17 protein-coding genes are annotated in these 15,628 nt (G+C 65.9%); 10 read left to right on the forward strand and 7 right to left on the reverse strand.

All coding sequences use genetic code 11. From position 1 onward, the window contains the following. Nucleotides 1-10: 10 nt before the first annotated feature. From V6M63_RS11965 to V6M63_RS11975, 3 genes are read right to left on the reverse strand one after another with little or no spacing between them, the layout of a single operon-like run. The gene (locus tag V6M63_RS11965) at nucleotides 11-1,807 is read right to left on the reverse strand and encodes a M61 family metallopeptidase (protein WP_332742053.1); all 1,797 of its coding nucleotides are present in this window, start codon (nucleotides 1,805-1,807) and stop codon (nucleotides 11-13) included. Continuing rightward, a complete protein-coding gene (locus V6M63_RS11970) occupies nucleotides 1,807-2,508 on the reverse strand; it encodes a DsbC family protein (protein ID WP_332742055.1) in 702 nt (233 codons plus the stop codon). Before V6M63_RS11970 ends, V6M63_RS11965 begins: the two co-directional genes overlap by 1 nt. A 38-nt stretch (nucleotides 2,509-2,546) precedes the next feature. Then, entirely contained in the window at nucleotides 2,547-3,710 is a 1,164-nt protein-coding gene (locus V6M63_RS11975; protein ID WP_332742057.1) for an FAD-dependent monooxygenase, read from the reverse strand. Nucleotides 3,711-3,810: 100 nt separating this feature from the next. Between V6M63_RS11975 and V6M63_RS11980 the strand changes: the two genes are divergently transcribed. From V6M63_RS11980 to V6M63_RS11990, 3 genes are read left to right on the forward strand one after another with little or no spacing between them, the layout of a single operon-like run. Then, nucleotides 3,811-4,704, forward strand: coding sequence for an MOSC domain-containing protein (locus V6M63_RS11980; protein ID WP_332742059.1), 894 nt, complete (start codon nucleotides 3,811-3,813; stop codon nucleotides 4,702-4,704). A 55-nt stretch (nucleotides 4,705-4,759) separates the two neighbouring features. Then, complete coding sequence (ychF, locus tag V6M63_RS11985; protein WP_332742061.1) at nucleotides 4,760-5,851, forward strand: redox-regulated ATPase YchF; 1,092 nt, start codon at nucleotides 4,760-4,762, stop codon at nucleotides 5,849-5,851. Between the two features lie 8 nt (nucleotides 5,852-5,859). Further along, nucleotides 5,860-6,633 (forward strand): RNA pseudouridine synthase, encoded by a 774-nt coding sequence (locus tag V6M63_RS11990; protein WP_332742063.1) that lies wholly within the window; start codon nucleotides 5,860-5,862, stop codon nucleotides 6,631-6,633. Between the two features lie 81 nt (nucleotides 6,634-6,714). On the opposite strand, the gene V6M63_RS11995 is transcribed toward V6M63_RS11990, so the two are convergent. Both V6M63_RS11995 and V6M63_RS12000 read right to left on the reverse strand, forming a co-directional pair. Next, nucleotides 6,715-7,890, reverse strand: a complete 1,176-nt coding sequence (locus V6M63_RS11995; protein WP_332742065.1) for an MFS transporter — start codon at nucleotides 7,888-7,890, stop codon at nucleotides 6,715-6,717. Then, on the reverse strand, nucleotides 7,887-8,369 hold the full coding sequence (locus V6M63_RS12000; protein WP_332742067.1) for a YqaA family protein: 483 nt from the start codon (nucleotides 8,367-8,369) through the stop codon (nucleotides 7,887-7,889). The genes V6M63_RS11995 and V6M63_RS12000 overlap by 4 nt, the downstream gene beginning before the upstream one ends. A 189-nt stretch (nucleotides 8,370-8,558) precedes the next feature. Here V6M63_RS12000 and dusB point away from each other — a divergent pair, with 189 nt between their 5' ends. From dusB to purH, 3 genes are read left to right on the forward strand one after another with little or no spacing between them, the layout of a single operon-like run. Next, nucleotides 8,559-9,590, forward strand: coding sequence for a tRNA dihydrouridine synthase DusB (dusB, locus tag V6M63_RS12005; RefSeq protein ID WP_332742069.1), 1,032 nt, complete (start codon nucleotides 8,559-8,561; stop codon nucleotides 9,588-9,590). After that, on the forward strand, nucleotides 9,587-9,823 hold the full coding sequence (locus V6M63_RS12010) for a helix-turn-helix domain-containing protein (RefSeq protein WP_300649291.1): 237 nt from the start codon (nucleotides 9,587-9,589) through the stop codon (nucleotides 9,821-9,823). Before dusB ends, V6M63_RS12010 begins: the two co-directional genes overlap by 4 nt. A 29-nt stretch (nucleotides 9,824-9,852) precedes the next feature. Next, nucleotides 9,853-11,445, forward strand: coding sequence for a bifunctional phosphoribosylaminoimidazolecarboxamide formyltransferase/IMP cyclohydrolase (gene purH, locus V6M63_RS12015; protein WP_332742278.1), 1,593 nt, complete (start codon nucleotides 9,853-9,855; stop codon nucleotides 11,443-11,445). A gap of 108 nt (nucleotides 11,446-11,553) precedes the next feature. Here purH and hemL read toward each other — a convergent pair whose 3' ends face one another. Beyond that, nucleotides 11,554-12,855 (reverse strand): glutamate-1-semialdehyde 2,1-aminomutase, encoded by a 1,302-nt coding sequence (gene hemL, locus V6M63_RS12020; RefSeq protein WP_332742073.1) that lies wholly within the window; start codon nucleotides 12,853-12,855, stop codon nucleotides 11,554-11,556. A 56-nt stretch (nucleotides 12,856-12,911) separates the two neighbouring features. Next, complete coding sequence (thiD, locus tag V6M63_RS12025; protein ID WP_332742075.1) at nucleotides 12,912-13,853, reverse strand: bifunctional hydroxymethylpyrimidine kinase/phosphomethylpyrimidine kinase; 942 nt, start codon at nucleotides 13,851-13,853, stop codon at nucleotides 12,912-12,914. A 154-nt stretch (nucleotides 13,854-14,007) separates the two neighbouring features. On the opposite strand from thiD, the gene V6M63_RS12030 reads away from it, so the two are divergent. The 4 genes from V6M63_RS12030 to V6M63_RS12045 all read left to right on the forward strand — a co-directional run bounded on the left by V6M63_RS12030 (nucleotide 14,008) and on the right by V6M63_RS12045 (nucleotide 15,618). Next, nucleotides 14,008-14,181, forward strand: a complete 174-nt coding sequence (locus V6M63_RS12030; RefSeq protein WP_056268254.1) for a rubredoxin — start codon at nucleotides 14,008-14,010, stop codon at nucleotides 14,179-14,181. 94 nt (nucleotides 14,182-14,275) lie between these two features. Next, the gene (locus tag V6M63_RS12035) at nucleotides 14,276-14,674 is read left to right on the forward strand and encodes a response regulator (protein WP_056268045.1); all 399 of its coding nucleotides are present in this window, start codon (nucleotides 14,276-14,278) and stop codon (nucleotides 14,672-14,674) included. Beyond that, a complete protein-coding gene (locus tag V6M63_RS12040) occupies nucleotides 14,674-15,039 on the forward strand; it encodes a response regulator (RefSeq protein ID WP_056268050.1) in 366 nt (121 codons plus the stop codon). The genes V6M63_RS12035 and V6M63_RS12040 overlap by 1 nt, the downstream gene beginning before the upstream one ends. 27 nt (nucleotides 15,040-15,066) lie before the next feature. Then, entirely contained in the window at nucleotides 15,067-15,618 is a 552-nt protein-coding gene (locus V6M63_RS12045; protein WP_332742082.1) for a chemotaxis protein CheW, read from the forward strand. Nucleotides 15,619-15,628: the final 10 nt, after the last annotated feature.

Consider the following 15,628-nt stretch of genomic DNA (forward strand, 5'->3'; position numbering starts at 1 on the left):
CCAAGCGCGTTCAGTCGGACAGCCATTGGCCCAGATGGGCTGCATCGGCAACACCCAGTTTCACGGCCTGGCTCTCGGTGGGCCAGTCCAGCGTGCATTTGAGCAGGCGGTTGTCGCGTGAGACCAGTGCGGTGACTCGCGTGCGCTGACCGCGCAGCATCTGCACATCGTCGAGCTTGTGGATGCGCCACGCCTCGGCGGCGCCGCCCCGGCGCACCGCCGCCAGTTCCAGACCCAGCCACTCGTCTCCTGCGGCCATGCCGGCGGCCTCGCTCGCGCCGCCGCGCAGCACGGTCTTGATCTGCACGCTCCCGCCGGTCTCACTCACGCGCAAGCCCAGTTGCTGGGCCAGTGGTGCCTTGTCGTGCGTGAACTTCGCGCCCTGGCCCTGCAACAGGTCGATCAGCGGCAGGTCGGCCGTGCTGTGCACCCACGCGGCGATTTCGCCGCCGAAGCTGCGTTTGCCCAGGCGCTTGAGCGCGCGCATGAGATCGGCTTCACGCATGGGTCCCCCCTTGCAGCGCTGCCAGAGTTCGCGCATCACCGCGTCCAGCGTGGTGTGGCCCTCGCGACGCAGGGTGAGGTCCAGGCACAAGGCCACGAGTGAGCCCTTGGTGTAGTAGCTCACCGTCGCGTTGGGCGTGTTCTCGTTCATGCGGTAGTACTTCACCCACGCATCGAAGCTGGCCTGCGCCACGGTTTGCAGGTGTCTTCCGGGGGTCTGCTGCACCTGGTTGATGGTCTTGGCCACCAGTTGCAGGTAGGCGGTGTCGTCGATGAGGCCGGCGCGGCGCAGGATCAGGTCGTCGTAGTAGCTGGTGAAGCCCTCGAAGAACCAGAGCAGTTCGGTGAAGATCTCGGCGTCGTAGTCGTAGCGCTTGAATTCGGCCGGGCGCAGGCGCTTGACGTTCCAGGTGTGGAAGTACTCGTGGCTGATCAGGCCCAGCAGCGTGGTGTAGCCGTCGGTGGCCTTGAGTGCGGCAGGTTTGTCGCTGGTGGACGGGCGCAGCCGCGGCAGATCGGCCCGCTGGCAGATGAGCGCGGTGGAATTGCGGTGCTCCAGCCCGCCGTAGCCGTCGGCGCTGGCGTGCAGCATGAACACGTAGCTGGAGAACGGCGGCGCTCCGTCACCATGCCAGAACGCGATCTGCGTTTCGCAGATGCGCCGTGTGTCTTCGATCAGGCGTTCACCGTCGAGCCAGGCGCCCGCGCCACTGACCACGAAACGGTGCTCCACGCCACCGGCGGTGAACTGGCCGCTCCAGAAGCGGCCCATGTCCACCGGGCAGTCGGCCAGTTCGTCGTAGTCGGCGGCGCGGTAGTGGCCGAAGCCCGCAGCGTCCACGCTGTGGGCGGGCAATCCGGTGACGACCTTCCAGTCCTGTGTGGCGCCGCTGGCGGCGATCTCCAGCGCATGGGGGCGGGCTTCCTGGCCGGCCACGCGCAGGCACAGGCTGGTGGCGTTGAAGAAGCCGCGCGTGCTGTCCAGGAAAGCGGTGCGCACCGAGGCGTCAAACGCGTACACCTCGTACCGCAGTTCCAGCGGCTTGCCTGCCGCCGAGTCGGCCTGCCAGTGGTTCTTGTCAAGCTGCCTGATGGCCACGGGCTGGCCGTCTTGCCGGGCTTGCAGGTTCTGCAGGTGCTGCGAGAACTCGCGCACGAGATAGCTGCCCGGAATCCACACGGGCAGGCTGACGCGCTGGTCTCTGGCGGGTTGTTCAATCAACAGCGTGACGGCAAAGAGGTGCGCGTTGGCGTCCTCGACCGAGACGGTGAAGCGCACGCCGGTGGTGGTGGCGGGCGGCATCAGTTGAGCATGGCTTCGATGCGGTCGGCCGTGATGAAGCCCGGCACCCGGGTGTCGTTGACGAAGATCATGGTGGGCGTGCCCTTGATGCCGTGCTTGCTGGCCAGGCGGCTGTTGCGTTCGATGGCCGCGGTGTCGCAGGTGGCGGCGGCGGGCGGCTGGTTGTTCGTCATCCAGTCGCTGTAGGTCTTGGCCTTGTCCTTGGCGCACCAGATGCGGCGCGCTTTCTCGGCCGAGTCCGGGCCGAGCACGGGGATGAGGAAAACATGCACCGTCACGTTGTCGAGATCGGCGAACTCCTGGTGCAGCCTTTTGCAGTAGCTGCAGTTCGGGTCTTCAAACACCGCCATCTTGCGTTTGCCGTTGCCACGCACCAGGGTGAAGGCATCCTTCATGGGCAGGTCCTTGAAGGCGAGCGCCGTGAGCTTGTCCAGGCGCTGTTCGGTCAGGTTGACACGGGCCCGGGTGTCGATCAGCGTGCCCTGGATCAGGTAGTTGCCCTCCGCGTCGGTGTAGAAGATGTCGCTTCCGTTGATGCGCACCTCGAAGATGCCCGGCATCGGCGTCTTGCTGATCTCGTCTATCGACGGCAATTTGGGCAGGCGCTCGGCGAGGTTCTTGCGAATCGTGGCTTCCTGCGCCAGCGCGCCCAGGGACAGGACGGTCAGCGCGAGCAGCAACAGGGACTTGAAGGATTTCATCGTGGGGGCGCTCTGAGGCGATCGGGGGGAAAAGGGATTCAGGCCGTCTGGCCCATGGCTTGCCGTGCCAGCCAGCGCTTGACCGGGCCGCTGCGGTTGAAGCGGGTCAGGCCCCAGTTGCGCAGCGCCTGCACGCGGCTGTCTTCGTGGGAAAACAGGCCAAACAAACCGTCGGTGACCCAGCCCATGGCACTCACCTCGGCGGCGCGCGCGCGCTCGTAGCGGCGCAGCAGCTTCTGGTCACCGAGCTCGCGCCAGTACTCGCGGGCGTGCAGCACGCGGGCGAGTTCGGCCGCATCGGCCAGCCCCACATTGAGGCCCTGGCCCGCCAGCGGGTGCATGGCGTGCGCCGCATCACCGGCCAGCGCGACACCGCCGGTGGCGTTGCGGGTGATCCAGCGTTGTGCGCGCGAGAGTTCGAGAGGCCAGGCTTGGGCGGGACTTTCCATGTGCAGGGTGCCCAGGGTGTTGGCGCTGCGCGCCTGCACCGCCTGGGCCAGGACGGAGGGATCGGATTGCAGCCACGCATCGGCTTGCTCTGCAGGTACTGACCACACCAGCGCCACCGAGTTCCCTTGTGCACCGCCCAGGGGCAGCAAGGCCATGACCTCGCCTTGGGCGAACCACTGGCGTGCCACGCCACCGTGCGGCAACTCGCAGCGCAACCGGGCCGCCACCGCCTTGTGGGGGTAGGGGCGCACGTCAAAGGCCAGGCCCAACTGCTCGCGGGTCTGGCTGCGTTTTCCCTCGCACACCACGGTGAGTGCGGCGGCCGGGGCTTCGGTCATCCGCTCGATGCTGCCTTGAAACCCCACGGCATCGCTCAGGCGCTGCTCCAGCGCGGGCACGTCCACGATCCAGGTGAGGGCGTCGCTGCCCTGGTCGCTGGCCGAGAACTTCAACTCACCGCCATCGTCACCCCAGACCTGCATGTCGCTGACCGGGGTGATGGGGCTTGGGCGCGGGTCGCTGGCGTCGGCTTCGGGCCAGGCGCGCACCGAGCGCAGCAGCTCGCGCGAGGCGTTGTTCAGGGCGTAGGCGCGCACGTCGGGAAGGTCTGTGCCGCGCGGATGGCCGACCAGCGCCACGCGCAGCCGATCACGGGCCAGCAGCAGGGCCAATGTCTGGCCCACCACACCCGCTCCCTGCACGGCGACATCAAAACGCCGGGCCGTACCGGTTCGTGGGGGTGTTGCATTCATGTGGGGATTTTAGGAGCAGGGCACAATCCGGGCCTCTCACGGGCCAAACCCCTGCGGGCCGCCCCGACTTTCCCCTTCCGACCTGCTGCACATCACCGCCATGAACCCAGCCACCCCCGCCGCCGACGTGCAGGCCACCATCGAGCAACTCTGGGTCTACCCGGTCAAGTCCTGCGCCGGCATCCCGCTGCCCGAGGCCGAGTTGACCGACACCGGGCTGCTCTACGACCGCGCCTGGATGGTGGTCGACAGCGAGGGCGGATTCGTCAGCCAGCGCGAGCTGCCGCGCATGGCGCTGATCCAGCCGTCGTTCAAGATGGGCCAGCTGATGCTGCGCGCGCCCGGCATGCTGTCCCTGCATCTGGCACTGGATGCCGCCGAAGGCCCGCTCAAGGTGCGGGTGTGGGACGACGCCGTCGACGCGTACGACATGGGCGACCTGGCGGCCCAGTGGTTCAGCGATTTTCTGGGGCCGGACGCACCCGCCCACCTGAAGCGGCTGCGCTTGGCGCGCTTCGACCCCGACATCAAGCGCCCCTGCGACCCGGCCTGGACCGGTGGACGCGAGGCCACCACCCAGTTCGCCGACGGCTTTGGCCTGCTGGTGGCCAGCAGCGCTTCGCTGGCCGATCTCAACACGCGCCTGGTCGCTGCGGGTCACGAGCCGGTGGACATGCGCCGCTTCCGGCCCAACATCGTGCTGAGCGGTGTCGAGGCGCACGACGAGGACCGCGTGGGCGCCATGCATGTCGCCACCGACGACAGCGCCGCGGTGATCGAGCCGGTCAAGCCCTGCGGCCGCTGCCCCATCCCCAACATCGACCCCACCACGGCCCTCTCCAGCCCGGCGGTGAGCGACACGCTGCAGACCTACCGGCAGGACCCGCGTCTGAAGGGCGCCATCACCTTCGGCATGAACGCCATCGTGCTCGAAGGCGACGGGCAGGTGCTGCGCGTGGGCCAACGCGTCAGTGCCGACTGGAAATTCGACTGATCCCGACCCCCACCCGTAAAATCGCGGGTTCCCCGACCGATCCGAAAGTTTTTCCATGAGCCTCCAATGCGGCATCGTGGGTCTGCCCAACGTGGGCAAGTCCACCCTTTTCAACGCGCTGACCAAAGCCGGCATCGCGGCCGAAAACTACCCCTTCTGCACCATCGAGCCCAACACCGGCGTGGTGGAGGTGCCCGATCCGCGGCTGGCGCAGCTGGCGGCCATCGTCGAGCCCGAGCGGGTTGTGCCGGCCATCGTGGAGTTCGTGGACATCGCCGGCCTGGTGGCCGGTGCGAGCACCGGTGAGGGCCTGGGCAACAAGTTCCTCGCGCACATCCGCGAGACCGACGCCATCGTCAACGTGGTGCGCTGCTTCGAAGACGACAACGTGATCCACGTGGCCAACAAGATCGACCCGATCGCCGACATCGAGGTCATCCAAACCGAGCTCTGCCTGGCCGATCTGGCCGCCGTGGAAAAGGCGCTGCACCGCGTGAACAAGACCGCACGCTCGGGCGACAAGGAGTCGATCAAGCAGGTGGCCATTCTGGAGAAGTGCCAGACCGCGCTCAACGACACCCAGCCGGTGCGCACGATCGACTTCAGCAAGGAAGAGCAGGCCCAGCTCAAGCAGTTCTTCCTGATCACCGCCAAGCCCGCGATGTTCGTGGCCAACGTGTCCGAAGACGGCTTCGAGAACAACCCGCTGCTCGACCGCCTGAAAGAATTCGCCGCCAGGCAGAACGCGCCCGTGGTCGCCATCTGCGCCAAGATCGAGGCCGAGCTGTCCGAGATGGACGACGCCGACCGGCTCGAATTTCTCAAGGAACTGGGGCAGGACGAGCCGGGCCTGAACCGCCTGATCCGCGCGGCTTACCAGTTGCTCGGCCTGCAGACCTACTTCACCGCTGGCGTGAAAGAGGTGCGCGCCTGGACCATCCATGTGGGCGACACCGGCCCGCAGGCGGCCGGCGTGATCCACACCGACTTCGAGAAGGGCTACATCCGCGCCCAGACCATCGCTTTCGACGACTTCATCGCCTTCAAGGGCGAGCAGGGCGCGAAGGACGCTGGCAAGATGCGCGCCGAAGGCAAGGACTATGTCGTCAAGGATGGCGACGTGATGAACTTCCTGTTCAGCAGCTGAGCGCCGACATGAACGAACCCGGCCGGCCCGAACCGAAGCGCCTGGCCAAACGCCTGGCGGCGCAACTGCCGTGCTCGCGCAGCGACGCCGAAAACTACATCGCTGGTGGCTGGGTGCGGGTGGACGGTGTGGTGGTGGAAGAACCCATGGAACGGGTGCGCGACGACCAGACCGTGCTGCTGGACCCCAAGGCCAGGCTGGAGCCGCTGGAGTCGATGACGCTGATCTGGCACAAACCGGCCACCCGGGTGCTGCCCGACGAGCCGCTGCTGCCGGACGCGTTGGCCGCCAAGTGGTTCACGAACACCAACCGCTTCAAGGGCGACCGCTCGGGCGTGCGCCCGCTCAAGGCACACCTGCACAAGCTGCTGCCGGTGGCGCCGCTGGGCACCAAGGCCAGCGGACTGATGGTGTTCACCCAGAACCCGGGCGTGGCCCGCAAGATGACCGACGACGCTGGGCAACTGGAACACGAGTGGCTGGCTGAAGTGGCGGCCGATCCCGAGCTGGAAGACGATGCCCGGCGCGATGCGGTGCTCAAGTCCTTGAGCAAGGCGCTGTTCTTTGACGGCTGGGCCGTGCCCTCGGCGCGCGCCAGCTGGCAGAGCGAGCTGCGCTTGCGCCTGGCCATCAAGGGCAACCGGCCAGGCCAGGTGGCGCACCTGTGTGAACGCGCCGGCCTGCAGCTCACCGCCTTGCGCCGCCTGCGGCTCGGCCGCATTTCGCTCGCCGGGCTGCCGGTGGGCGAGTGGCGCTACCTGCTGCCCTACGAACGCTTCTGATACGGGTGCGCCTTCAAAGCGATAACGGCGTTGTTTCGCCTTGCCGTGCTACAGCACTGTCTGCGGCTTCGCTCCTTGTTCTCACTTCGAAGGCGAACCCGTATGCAGGCGCGCGGCCCACACGCTCACGGCCATCGCGGCCACGAGCACCACCAGGCCCACCTGGTGCAGATCCAGCATGCGGCCCTGCGCGATCATCACGCCACCCAATGCCGCACCCAGCGCCTGCCCGCCGTACATCGCCGAGGTGTTGAGCGCGACCGTGGCCGAGGCCAGCTCGGGCGAGATGTGCACCAGCCGCGCCTGCTGCGCGGAGTTGCACGAGAAGCAGCCCAGCGCCCAGGGGATGAGCACGAAAGCCTGGGCCCAGACGCCGTGGCGTCCCAGTGGCCACAGCAGCAGGCTCAGCACCATGGTGCCCAAGGTGATCAGCACCGCGTTGGGTGCGCCGATGCGATCGATGAAGCGCGTGACCGCCACGTTGCCCGCCAGGCCGAAGACGCCGAACCACAGGAACATCAGCGACAGCATCGCGCCGCCCGCGCCGAGCGTCTGGGCGAAATAGGGTGCGAAGTAAGAGAACAGCGTGAACTGGCCGAAGGCCGAGAGCAGTGTCACGCCCACGGCGGTCATCAGCGGTGCCGAGCCCACGGTGCGGCCCCAGGCCTCGCGCGAGAGCGCCGCCGGCTTGATGCCGTCCGGCATCTCTCGCCACACCCAGGCGCCACTGAGGAACGACATCAGCGCCACCAATCCGAAGGCCCAGCGCCAGCCCAATTCGCCACTGATCCAGGCCGACAGCGGCATGCCCATCACCGAGGCGACCGACCAGCCCAGGAACACGAAGGTGATCGCGCGCCCGCGCTGCGCGGGGCCGACCAGCAGGCCCACGCTGGCCGCCGCCTGCGGGGTGAACACCGCAGGCGCGATCACGGCCAGCACACGCAGCGGCAACAGCGCCGCGTAGTTCGGTGCCAGGGCGCAGGCCGCGGTGAGCACGCCGTACCAGACCAGCGAGAGTGCGAGCAGGCGCCGCCGGTCCCAGCCCGCGACCAGACTGGCGAACGCCGGGGCACCCAGCCCCATGAGAATGGCCGCGGCGGTGATGAGCTGGCCCGCCTGCGGGATCGACACGCCCAGCGAGTGGCTGATGTCGTTGAGGGTGCCGGGCACCACCATCACGCCGGTGCCGATCACGAAGTTGCCGACCATCAGCGCCCAGAGCGAGCGCGGCAGGCCGTTGTGGTTGGATTTCATGGGTGCAGGGCGCCGGGGAAGAACCACAACAGCGCCGCCGTCATGGTGAGGTAGCGGGCGAACTTGCCGACGGCCATGTAGGCCAGGCAGGGCCAGAAGGGAAATTTCATCCAGCCCGCCACGGCGCACAGCGGGTCGCCCACCACCGGCAGCCAGCTCAGCAAACAGGCCTTGGGGCCGAAACGCTCCAGCCACTTCAGTGCGCGCACGTCGACATGGGTGCCGCGCGCGCGGTCCACCGCCTTGTGCGTGCCCAGGCCCATCAGCCAGCTCACGGCGCCGCCCAGTGTGTTGCCGGCGGTGGCGACCAGGATGACGGGCCAGAACAGCTCGGGGTTGAGCTTGATCAGACCGAACACCGCCGGCTCCGAGCCCACGGGCAGCAGGGTGGCCGAGAGAAACGACACCACGAACACCGTGCTCAGGCCGTACTCGGGCAGGGCGAGCAATTGCATCAGGTGGGTGAGCCAGTGGGGCATGGTCAGCAGAAAAAAACGCCGTCGGTCGGCGTTGTGGGTGGCGTTGCGCGTGGTGGTGTGTGAAATGCGAAAGCAAGGGTTCGGATATCGCCTGCTGAAAAAACAGGCAGGTAGAATCGCGGTCCTTCGCATCCCGCATTGGCTGGGTCGGCGAAGGCCACTTCCATCCATCCGCATTCTCCCACCGCCATGCACATCGGGGCCTTCACCCTGCCCAATGCCCTGTTCGTCGCGCCCATGGCGGGTGTGACGGACCGGCCGTTCCGCAAGCTGTGCAAGCGGCTGGGTGCAGGCTATGCCGTGAGCGAGATGGTGACCTCGCGCCCCGACCTGCAGGACAGCCTGAAGACATCGCGTCGCGCCAACCACGAGGGCGAAGCCGCGCCGATTGCGGTGCAGATCGCCGGCACCGACGCGCAGATGATGGCCGACGCCGCGCGCTACAACATCGACCGGGGTGCGCAGATCATCGACATCAACATGGGTTGCCCGGCCAAGAAGGTCTGCAACAAATGGGCCGGCTCCGCGCTGATGCAGGACGAAGCGCTGGCCATCGAGATCGTGCAGGCGGTGGTGGCCGCTTGCGAGCCGCATGGCGTGCCGGTCACGCTCAAGATGCGCACCGGCTGGTGCGCGAGCGTGCGCAACGCACCCACGCTGGCGCTGGCTGCCGAAGCCGCAGGTGTGCAGATGCTCACCGTGCACGGCCGCACGCGCGAGCAGGGCTACAAAGGTCAGGCCGAGCACGACACCGTGGCGCACATCAAGAGCCGGGTGCGCATTCCTGTGGTGGCCAATGGCGACATCAACAGCCCCGAGCAGGCGCGCGAGGTGCTGCGCCGCACCGGTGCCGACGCCATCATGATCGGCCGCGCTGCGCAAGGACGACCCTGGATCTTTCGCGAGATTTCGCACTTCCTGGCCACGGGTGAACACCTGCCACCACCCGATCTGGCCGATGTCCGTGGCTGGTTGCTGGACCACCTGCACGACCACTACGACCTCTACGGTGAATTCACCGGCGTGCGCAGCGCGCGCAAGCACCTGGGCTGGTATGCGCAGTCGCTGCCTTTGCCGGCGGGTGCCGCTGCCGTGTTCCGCGCGCGTGTCAACGCCACCACCACGGTGGACGAGCAGCTCCGCTGCGTGAGCGAGAGCCTGGACGCATGGTCCTGCGAAACAACAACAACCCCGAGAGACGACTGGAAACTGGCCGCATGAACAAGAACAACCTGCACGACTGTGTGCGTGCCAGCATGGAAGACTTCTTCCACGACCTCAACGGCACCGACCCGGCCAACCTGCACGACATGCTGGTCAAGGCGGTGGAGAAGCCACTGCTCGAAGTGGTGATGGAGCAGGCGCAAAACAACCAGTCGCGCGCAGCGCAATGGCTGGGCCTGAACCGCAACACCCTGCGCAAAAAATTGCTGGAACACAAACTCATCGACTGAGTCCGCCCCTTTCAAAAACCACCAAGAACCTGTTCATGCGCGCACTCATTTCCGTTTCCGACAAGACCGGCATCGTCGAACTCGCCCAGGCCCTGCACAGCCTCGGCGTCTCCCTCATCTCCACCGGCGGTACCGCCAAGCTGCTCGCAGACAAGGGTCTGCCTGTGACCGAGGTGGCCGAGGTCACCGCGTTTCCCGAGATGCTCGATGGACGCGTGAAGACCTTGCACCCCAAGGTGCACGGCGGCCTGCTGGCGCGGCGCGATCTGCCCGAGCACATGGCGGCACTCAAGACGCACGGCATCGACACCATCGACCTGCTGGTCGTCAACCTCTACCCGTTCGAGGCCACGGTGGCCAAGCCCGGGTGCACGTTGGACGACGCCATCGAGAACATCGACATTGGCGGCCCGGCCATGGTGCGCAGCGCCGCGAAGAACTGGAAGGACGTGGCGGTGCTGACCGACGCTGCGCAGTACGCCGGCGTGATTGACGAACTCAAGGCCAGCGGCAAGGTCAGCGATGCGACGCGCTTCGCCTTGTCGGTGGCGGCGTTCAACCGCATCAGCAACTACGACGGCGCCATCAGCGATTACCTCTCCAGCATCACGTTCGACGCTGGTGCTGCCGTGCCCAAGCGCGGCGCGTACCCCGCGCAGGCCAATGGCCGCTTCGTGAAACTGCAGGACCTGCGTTACGGCGAGAACCCGCACCAGACCGCCGCCTTCTACCGCGACCTGTACCCCGCACCCGGCTCGCTCGTGACGGCGAAGCAGCTGCAGGGCAAGGAGCTCAGCTACAACAACATCGCCGATGCCGACGCGGCTTGGGAATGCGTGAAGAGTTTCGACGTGCCCGCGTGCGTGATCGTCAAACACGCCAACCCTTGCGGCGTGGCCGTGGGCAAGGACGCGCTCGAGGCCTACAGCAAAGCCTTCCAGACCGACCCGACCAGCGCTTTCGGCGGCATCATCGCGCTCAACCGTGTGCTCGACGGCGCGGGCGCGCAGGCCATCAGCAAGCAGTTCGTCGAAGTGCTGATGGCGCCGGGCTACACGCCCGAGGCACTGGAGGTGTTCAAGGCCAAGGCCAATGTGCGGGTGCTGGAGATCGCACTGCCACCCGGCGGACCCACCGCCTGGGACAAAGGTCTCAACCTCACCGACATCAAGCGCGTGGGTTCTGGCCTGCTGATGCAGTCGGCCGACAACCACGTGCTCACCCGAGCCGATCTCAAGGTGGTGACCAGGTTGCAACCCACCGAACAGCAACTCGACGACCTCATGTTTGCATGGACGGTGGCCAAGTTCGTCAAGTCCAACGCCATCGTGTTCTGCAAGGACGGCATGACCATGGGCGTGGGCGCGGGCCAGATGAGCCGGCTCGATTCGGCGCGCATTGCCAGCATCAAGGCGGGCCACGCCCAGCTGTCGCTGCAAGGCACGGCCGTGGCCAGCGATGCCTTCTTCCCGTTCCGCGACGGGTTGGATGTGGTGGTGGACGCGGGCGCGAGCTGCGTGATCCAGCCCGGTGGCTCGATGCGCGATCAGGAAGTGATCGACGCGGCGGACGAGCTCGGTGTGGTGATGGTTTACAGCGGCGTGCGCCACTTCAGGCATTAAGGGAGCACCCCCGCGCCGGCGCTTCGCGCCGTCACCCCCTCAAGGGGGCGCCTCCTGCGGCCCGGCAAAGCCGGTTCCGCGGCGGCACTTGACGGTGCACCTCGTACGCTACAGCGTCTTGAATACGTCGCGTGCGGCGCTCACCGTGTCCGCGATGTCCTGCGATGTGTGCGCCGCGCTCACGAAACCGGCTTCGTACAGGGCGGGTGCGATGTACACACCGCGATCCAGCAAACCGTGGAAGAGTTTGTTGAAGGTCGGCCCGTCGGTGGTCATCACCTTGGCGTAGTTCTGCGGCAGTTGGTCGAAGAGGAAGAAACCGAACATGCCGCCCTGGCTGTCGCCGCACATCGTCACGCCTTCGGCGTGGGCAGCGCTGGTCAGGCCGTCCACCAGCGAGCGTGTGGTGGCCGACAGTGCTTCGAAGAACCCAGGCTTCTGAATTTCCTTCAGCGTGGCCAGGCCGCAGGCGGTGGCCACGGGGTTGCCCGAGAGCGTGCCCGCCTGGTACACGCCCCCCAAGGGAGCGAGTTGTTCCATCACCGCGCGTTTGGCGCCAAAGGCGGCCAGCGGCATGCCCCCGCCGATCACCTTGCCCATCACCGACATGTCGGGTTCGAAGCCGGGAATGAGCTGCGCGTAGACGCTTTGAGCACCGCCCAGCGCCACGCGGAAACCGGTCATCACCTCGTCGAAGGCCAGCAGCGCACCGTGCTGCGTGCACAACTCGCGGCAACGCTTCATGAACGGCACGCTGGCGCGAACGAAGTTCATGTTGCCCGCGATGGGCTCGATGATCAGGCAGGCCACTTCGGGACCGTGCTCGACGAAAGCCGCTTCAAGCTGTTCGATGTTGTTGTACTCCAGCACGATGGTGTGCTGCACCACTTCGGGCGGCACGCCGGCGCTGGTGGGGTTGCCGAAGGTGGCCAGGCCCGAGCCAGCCTTGACCAGCAGCGCGTCGGCGTGACCGTGGTAGCAGCCTTCGAACTTGATGATCTTCTTGCGTCCGGTCGCGCCGCGCGCCAGGCGGATCGTGCTCATGCCGGCTTCGGTGCCGGAGCTCACCAGCCGCACCATGTCGATGCTGGGCACGAGCTTGATGATCTCTTCGGCGAGTTCGACCTCGCGCTCGGTCGGCGCACCGTAGGAAAAACCTTCGAGCACCGCCTTCTGCACCGCTTCCACCACGGCCGGGTGACCATGGCCCAGGATCATCGGGCCCCAGGAGCCGATGTAGTCGATGTAGCGCTGGCCGTTGGCGTCCCAGAAATACGCGCCCTGCGCTCTTTGCACAAAGCGGGGCGTTCCACCCACCGCGCGGAAGGCGCGCACCGGCGAATTCACGCCGCCCGGAATCAGAGCCTTGGCGCGGTCAAACAGTTGCTGGTTGCGATCGACAGTGGTCATGGAGCGAAGCTGCGTTGGTGGGAAGCACGCGCAAGCTTGCGTTGCGCGCGGGACGGTCAATGCCGGGTGGTGTCGAGGGGGAAATCGTCGGCGTCAAGCGTGCTGTCCGACGCAGGTTCCGCCGAGGCGTCTTCGTCTTCTTCATCTTCTTCGTGCGCCCAGAACAGCCGGTCGGGCACGGCGTGCCCCATGCCGGGTTGAAAGCCGGCGTCCAGGCATTGGTCCAGGTAGGTCAGGGCTTCGGCGCAGGCCGATTGAAGATCGGAGCCACCCGCAATCAGCGCACACAGAGCCGCCGACAAGGTGTCACCCGCGCCGCTGAAGGTGGCCTCAAACCGCTCGTAGCGCGCCGTGGCCAGCACCGCTTCGGGCGAAGCGAGGTGACTCTCCAGGTACTGGTCGGCGGCGTTGAAGCCCGTCACCAGCGTGTAGGGCACGCCGTGCACGGCGGCTGCCCGGGCCACATCGCGCGGGCTCGGCGGGCGGTCGCCTTCCCATTCGGGCAACAGCCAGCGGCACAGCGTGCTGTGGTTGCCCACCAGCACGGTGGTTTGCGGCAGCAAGAGTTCGGCACTCGCGTCGAGGTAGGTCTCGATGGCGAGTTCGTCCCACCAGGACAAGTCGGGCATGTAGGCGATGACCGGCACGTCGGCATAGTCGGCGGTGATCTCGGCCACCACGCTGAGGTTTTCGGGGTTGCCCACGAAACCGATCTTGAAGGCCTGCACCGGCATGTCTTCAAGAGCGCAGCGCGCCTGGTCGGCCACGGCCTCCTCGTCGAAGGCAAAGTGATCGTGGATGTCGGACGTGTCGCGCACATAGGCGCCGGTGACGACCGACAGCACATGCACCGATGCGCTGGACATGGCGGTGATGTCGGCGCTCAGGCCGCCCGCGCCACTGGGGTCGTTGGCGTTGAACACCATCACGCACGGCAGGGTGGCCTCCCCTGGCGGGGGAAGGGCTGCAGGTGTTGTATTTTCGGGCGTATCGGGCATGTGTTGAGAGAGGGATCGGATTCGTGTGGAAGATGCCCTCAGAATGATCCTGGCGCTCCAAACAAGGCATTGGACAGGGGCCAGAATCCACTTCCAGCGGGCTGTACCTCGCTCGATACAATGCTTGCATTCTATGACAAGGCCCCCTATAACCATGACCGAAACGAAGACTTGGATGTGCCTGATCTGTGGCTGGATTTACGACGAAGCGCAAGGTGCTCCGGAGCACGGCGTACCGGCTGGAACCCCGTGGTCTCAGGTGCCGATGAACTGGACCTGCCCCGAATGCGGCGCTCGCAAAGAGGACTTCGAGATGGTCCAGATCTGATCAATAGATTCCCGTCGCACTGGCCTGCACAGACCGAGGCACGGGCTCCCTGGCCCGAGTGCCGCACTTCCTGACCCATTCCTGGAGCCTGTGAATCGTGAGCCCAACACCCGCCCTGAAAGTTCTGGTTGTCGACGACAGCAACACCATTCGGCGAAGCGCCGAAATCTTCCTCAAGCAGGGTGGGCACGAAGTCCTGCTGGCTGACGATGGCTTCGACGCCTTGGCCAAGATCAACGACTACCAGCCCGATCTGGTTTTCTGCGACATCCTGATGCCCCGCCTCGACGGCTATCAGACCTGCGCCATCATCAAGCGCAACGCCAAGTTCGCCAACATTCCTGTTGTCATGCTGTCCTCCAAGGATGGCGTCTTTGACAAGGCCCGCGGACGCATGGTGGGCTCGCAGGACTACCTCACCAAACCTTTCACCAAAGACCAACTGCTGCATGCCGTGCAGCAGTTCGGCGCCAACCTAGCCGGAGCTGCATGATGGCCATTCACAAAATCCTCGTTGTTGACGATTCAAAAACCGAACTCATGGTGCTGTCCGATCTGTTGAGTAAAAACGGCTACAGCGTGAGGACCGCTGAGAATGCGGACGAGGCCTTCCGTCGCTTGGGAGAGGAAAAGCCAGACCTGATCCTGATGGACGTTGTGATGCCCGGTCAAAATGGATTTCAGTTGACGCGTGCCATCACCCGCGATCCTCAGTATTCGAACATTCCGATCGTGATGTGCACCAGCAAAAGCTTGGAGACGGATCGGGTTTGGGGCATGCGGCAGGGGGCACGCGACTACGTGACCAAACCTGTCAACGGTGAAGAGTTGCTGTCGAAGATCCGGGCGCTGGCCTGAACCACCTTGAATTGAACCCTACCGAGCATGGCCAAACGACAATCACTGAAGGAGCTGCAGGAACGTTTGGCTCAACGATTGAGCGTTGCCAAAACAGAAGCCGTGACGGCGGCCTGGCTGGCGGTGGAGTCCAACGGAAGCCGCTATCTCCTTCCGCTGGTTCAGTCCGGTGAAATCTTCCCCTGGTCTGCGGTGCAGCGCGTCCCGTACACCAAGCCTTGGTACTTGGGTGTGGCCAGCTTGCGGGGTGGTCTGCACGGTGTCATCGATCTTGCGGCGCTGGTGGAGTCTGCGAGCCCCGTCGCCGGCTCGGCTGCGCTGGCGAGTCAAGGCGAGCGCATCACCTCAGAGTCACGTTTGGTCAGTCTGCACACCGCATTGGGGGTGAACGCGGTGATCTGGATCGATCGCCTCTTGGGACTGCGAAGTGCTGCCATGTTCAGCGGCTTTGGGTCCAAGCCGGATGGCGCGCCCTCCTATTTCAATCGATCGTTGAAGGATGCCCAGGGCTTGCATTGGCAGGAGCTGGATCTGCAGGTGTTGGTGGGCGAGCCCGAATTCCTCGCAATTGCGGCCTGACAACCACGCA

This window comes from Hydrogenophaga sp., from assembly GCF_036675665.1.
Taxonomy (GTDB): domain Bacteria; phylum Pseudomonadota; class Gammaproteobacteria; order Burkholderiales; family Burkholderiaceae_C; genus Hydrogenophaga.

Excerpts from the sequence above, each read along its gene's own strand:
- V6M63_RS11965 (WP_332742053.1), bottom strand. The coding sequence starts at position 1,807 with ATGCCGCCCGCCACCACCACCGGCGTGCGCTTCACCGTCTCGGTCGAG.
- V6M63_RS11970 (WP_332742055.1), bottom strand. The coding sequence starts at position 2,508 with ATGAAATCCTTCAAGTCCCTGTTGCTGCTCGCGCTGACCGTCCTGTCC.
- V6M63_RS11975 (WP_332742057.1), bottom strand. The coding sequence starts at position 3,710 with ATGAATGCAACACCCCCACGAACCGGTACGGCCCGGCGTTTTGATGTC.
- V6M63_RS11980 (WP_332742059.1), top strand. The coding sequence starts at position 3,811 with ATGAACCCAGCCACCCCCGCCGCCGACGTGCAGGCCACCATCGAGCAA.
- ychF (WP_332742061.1), top strand. The coding sequence starts at position 4,760 with ATGAGCCTCCAATGCGGCATCGTGGGTCTGCCCAACGTGGGCAAGTCC.
- V6M63_RS11990 (WP_332742063.1), top strand. The coding sequence starts at position 5,860 with ATGAACGAACCCGGCCGGCCCGAACCGAAGCGCCTGGCCAAACGCCTG.
- V6M63_RS11995 (WP_332742065.1), bottom strand. The coding sequence starts at position 7,890 with ATGAAATCCAACCACAACGGCCTGCCGCGCTCGCTCTGGGCGCTGATG.
- V6M63_RS12000 (WP_332742067.1), bottom strand. The coding sequence starts at position 8,369 with ATGCCCCACTGGCTCACCCACCTGATGCAATTGCTCGCCCTGCCCGAG.
- dusB (WP_332742069.1), top strand. The coding sequence starts at position 8,559 with ATGCACATCGGGGCCTTCACCCTGCCCAATGCCCTGTTCGTCGCGCCC.
- V6M63_RS12010 (WP_300649291.1), top strand. The coding sequence starts at position 9,587 with ATGAACAAGAACAACCTGCACGACTGTGTGCGTGCCAGCATGGAAGAC.
- hemL (WP_332742073.1), bottom strand. The coding sequence starts at position 12,855 with ATGACCACTGTCGATCGCAACCAGCAACTGTTTGACCGCGCCAAGGCT.
- thiD (WP_332742075.1), bottom strand. The coding sequence starts at position 13,853 with ATGCCCGATACGCCCGAAAATACAACACCTGCAGCCCTTCCCCCGCCA.
- V6M63_RS12030 (WP_056268254.1), top strand. The coding sequence starts at position 14,008 with ATGACCGAAACGAAGACTTGGATGTGCCTGATCTGTGGCTGGATTTAC.
- V6M63_RS12040 (WP_056268050.1), top strand. The coding sequence starts at position 14,674 with ATGGCCATTCACAAAATCCTCGTTGTTGACGATTCAAAAACCGAACTC.
- V6M63_RS12045 (WP_332742082.1), top strand. The coding sequence starts at position 15,067 with ATGGCCAAACGACAATCACTGAAGGAGCTGCAGGAACGTTTGGCTCAA.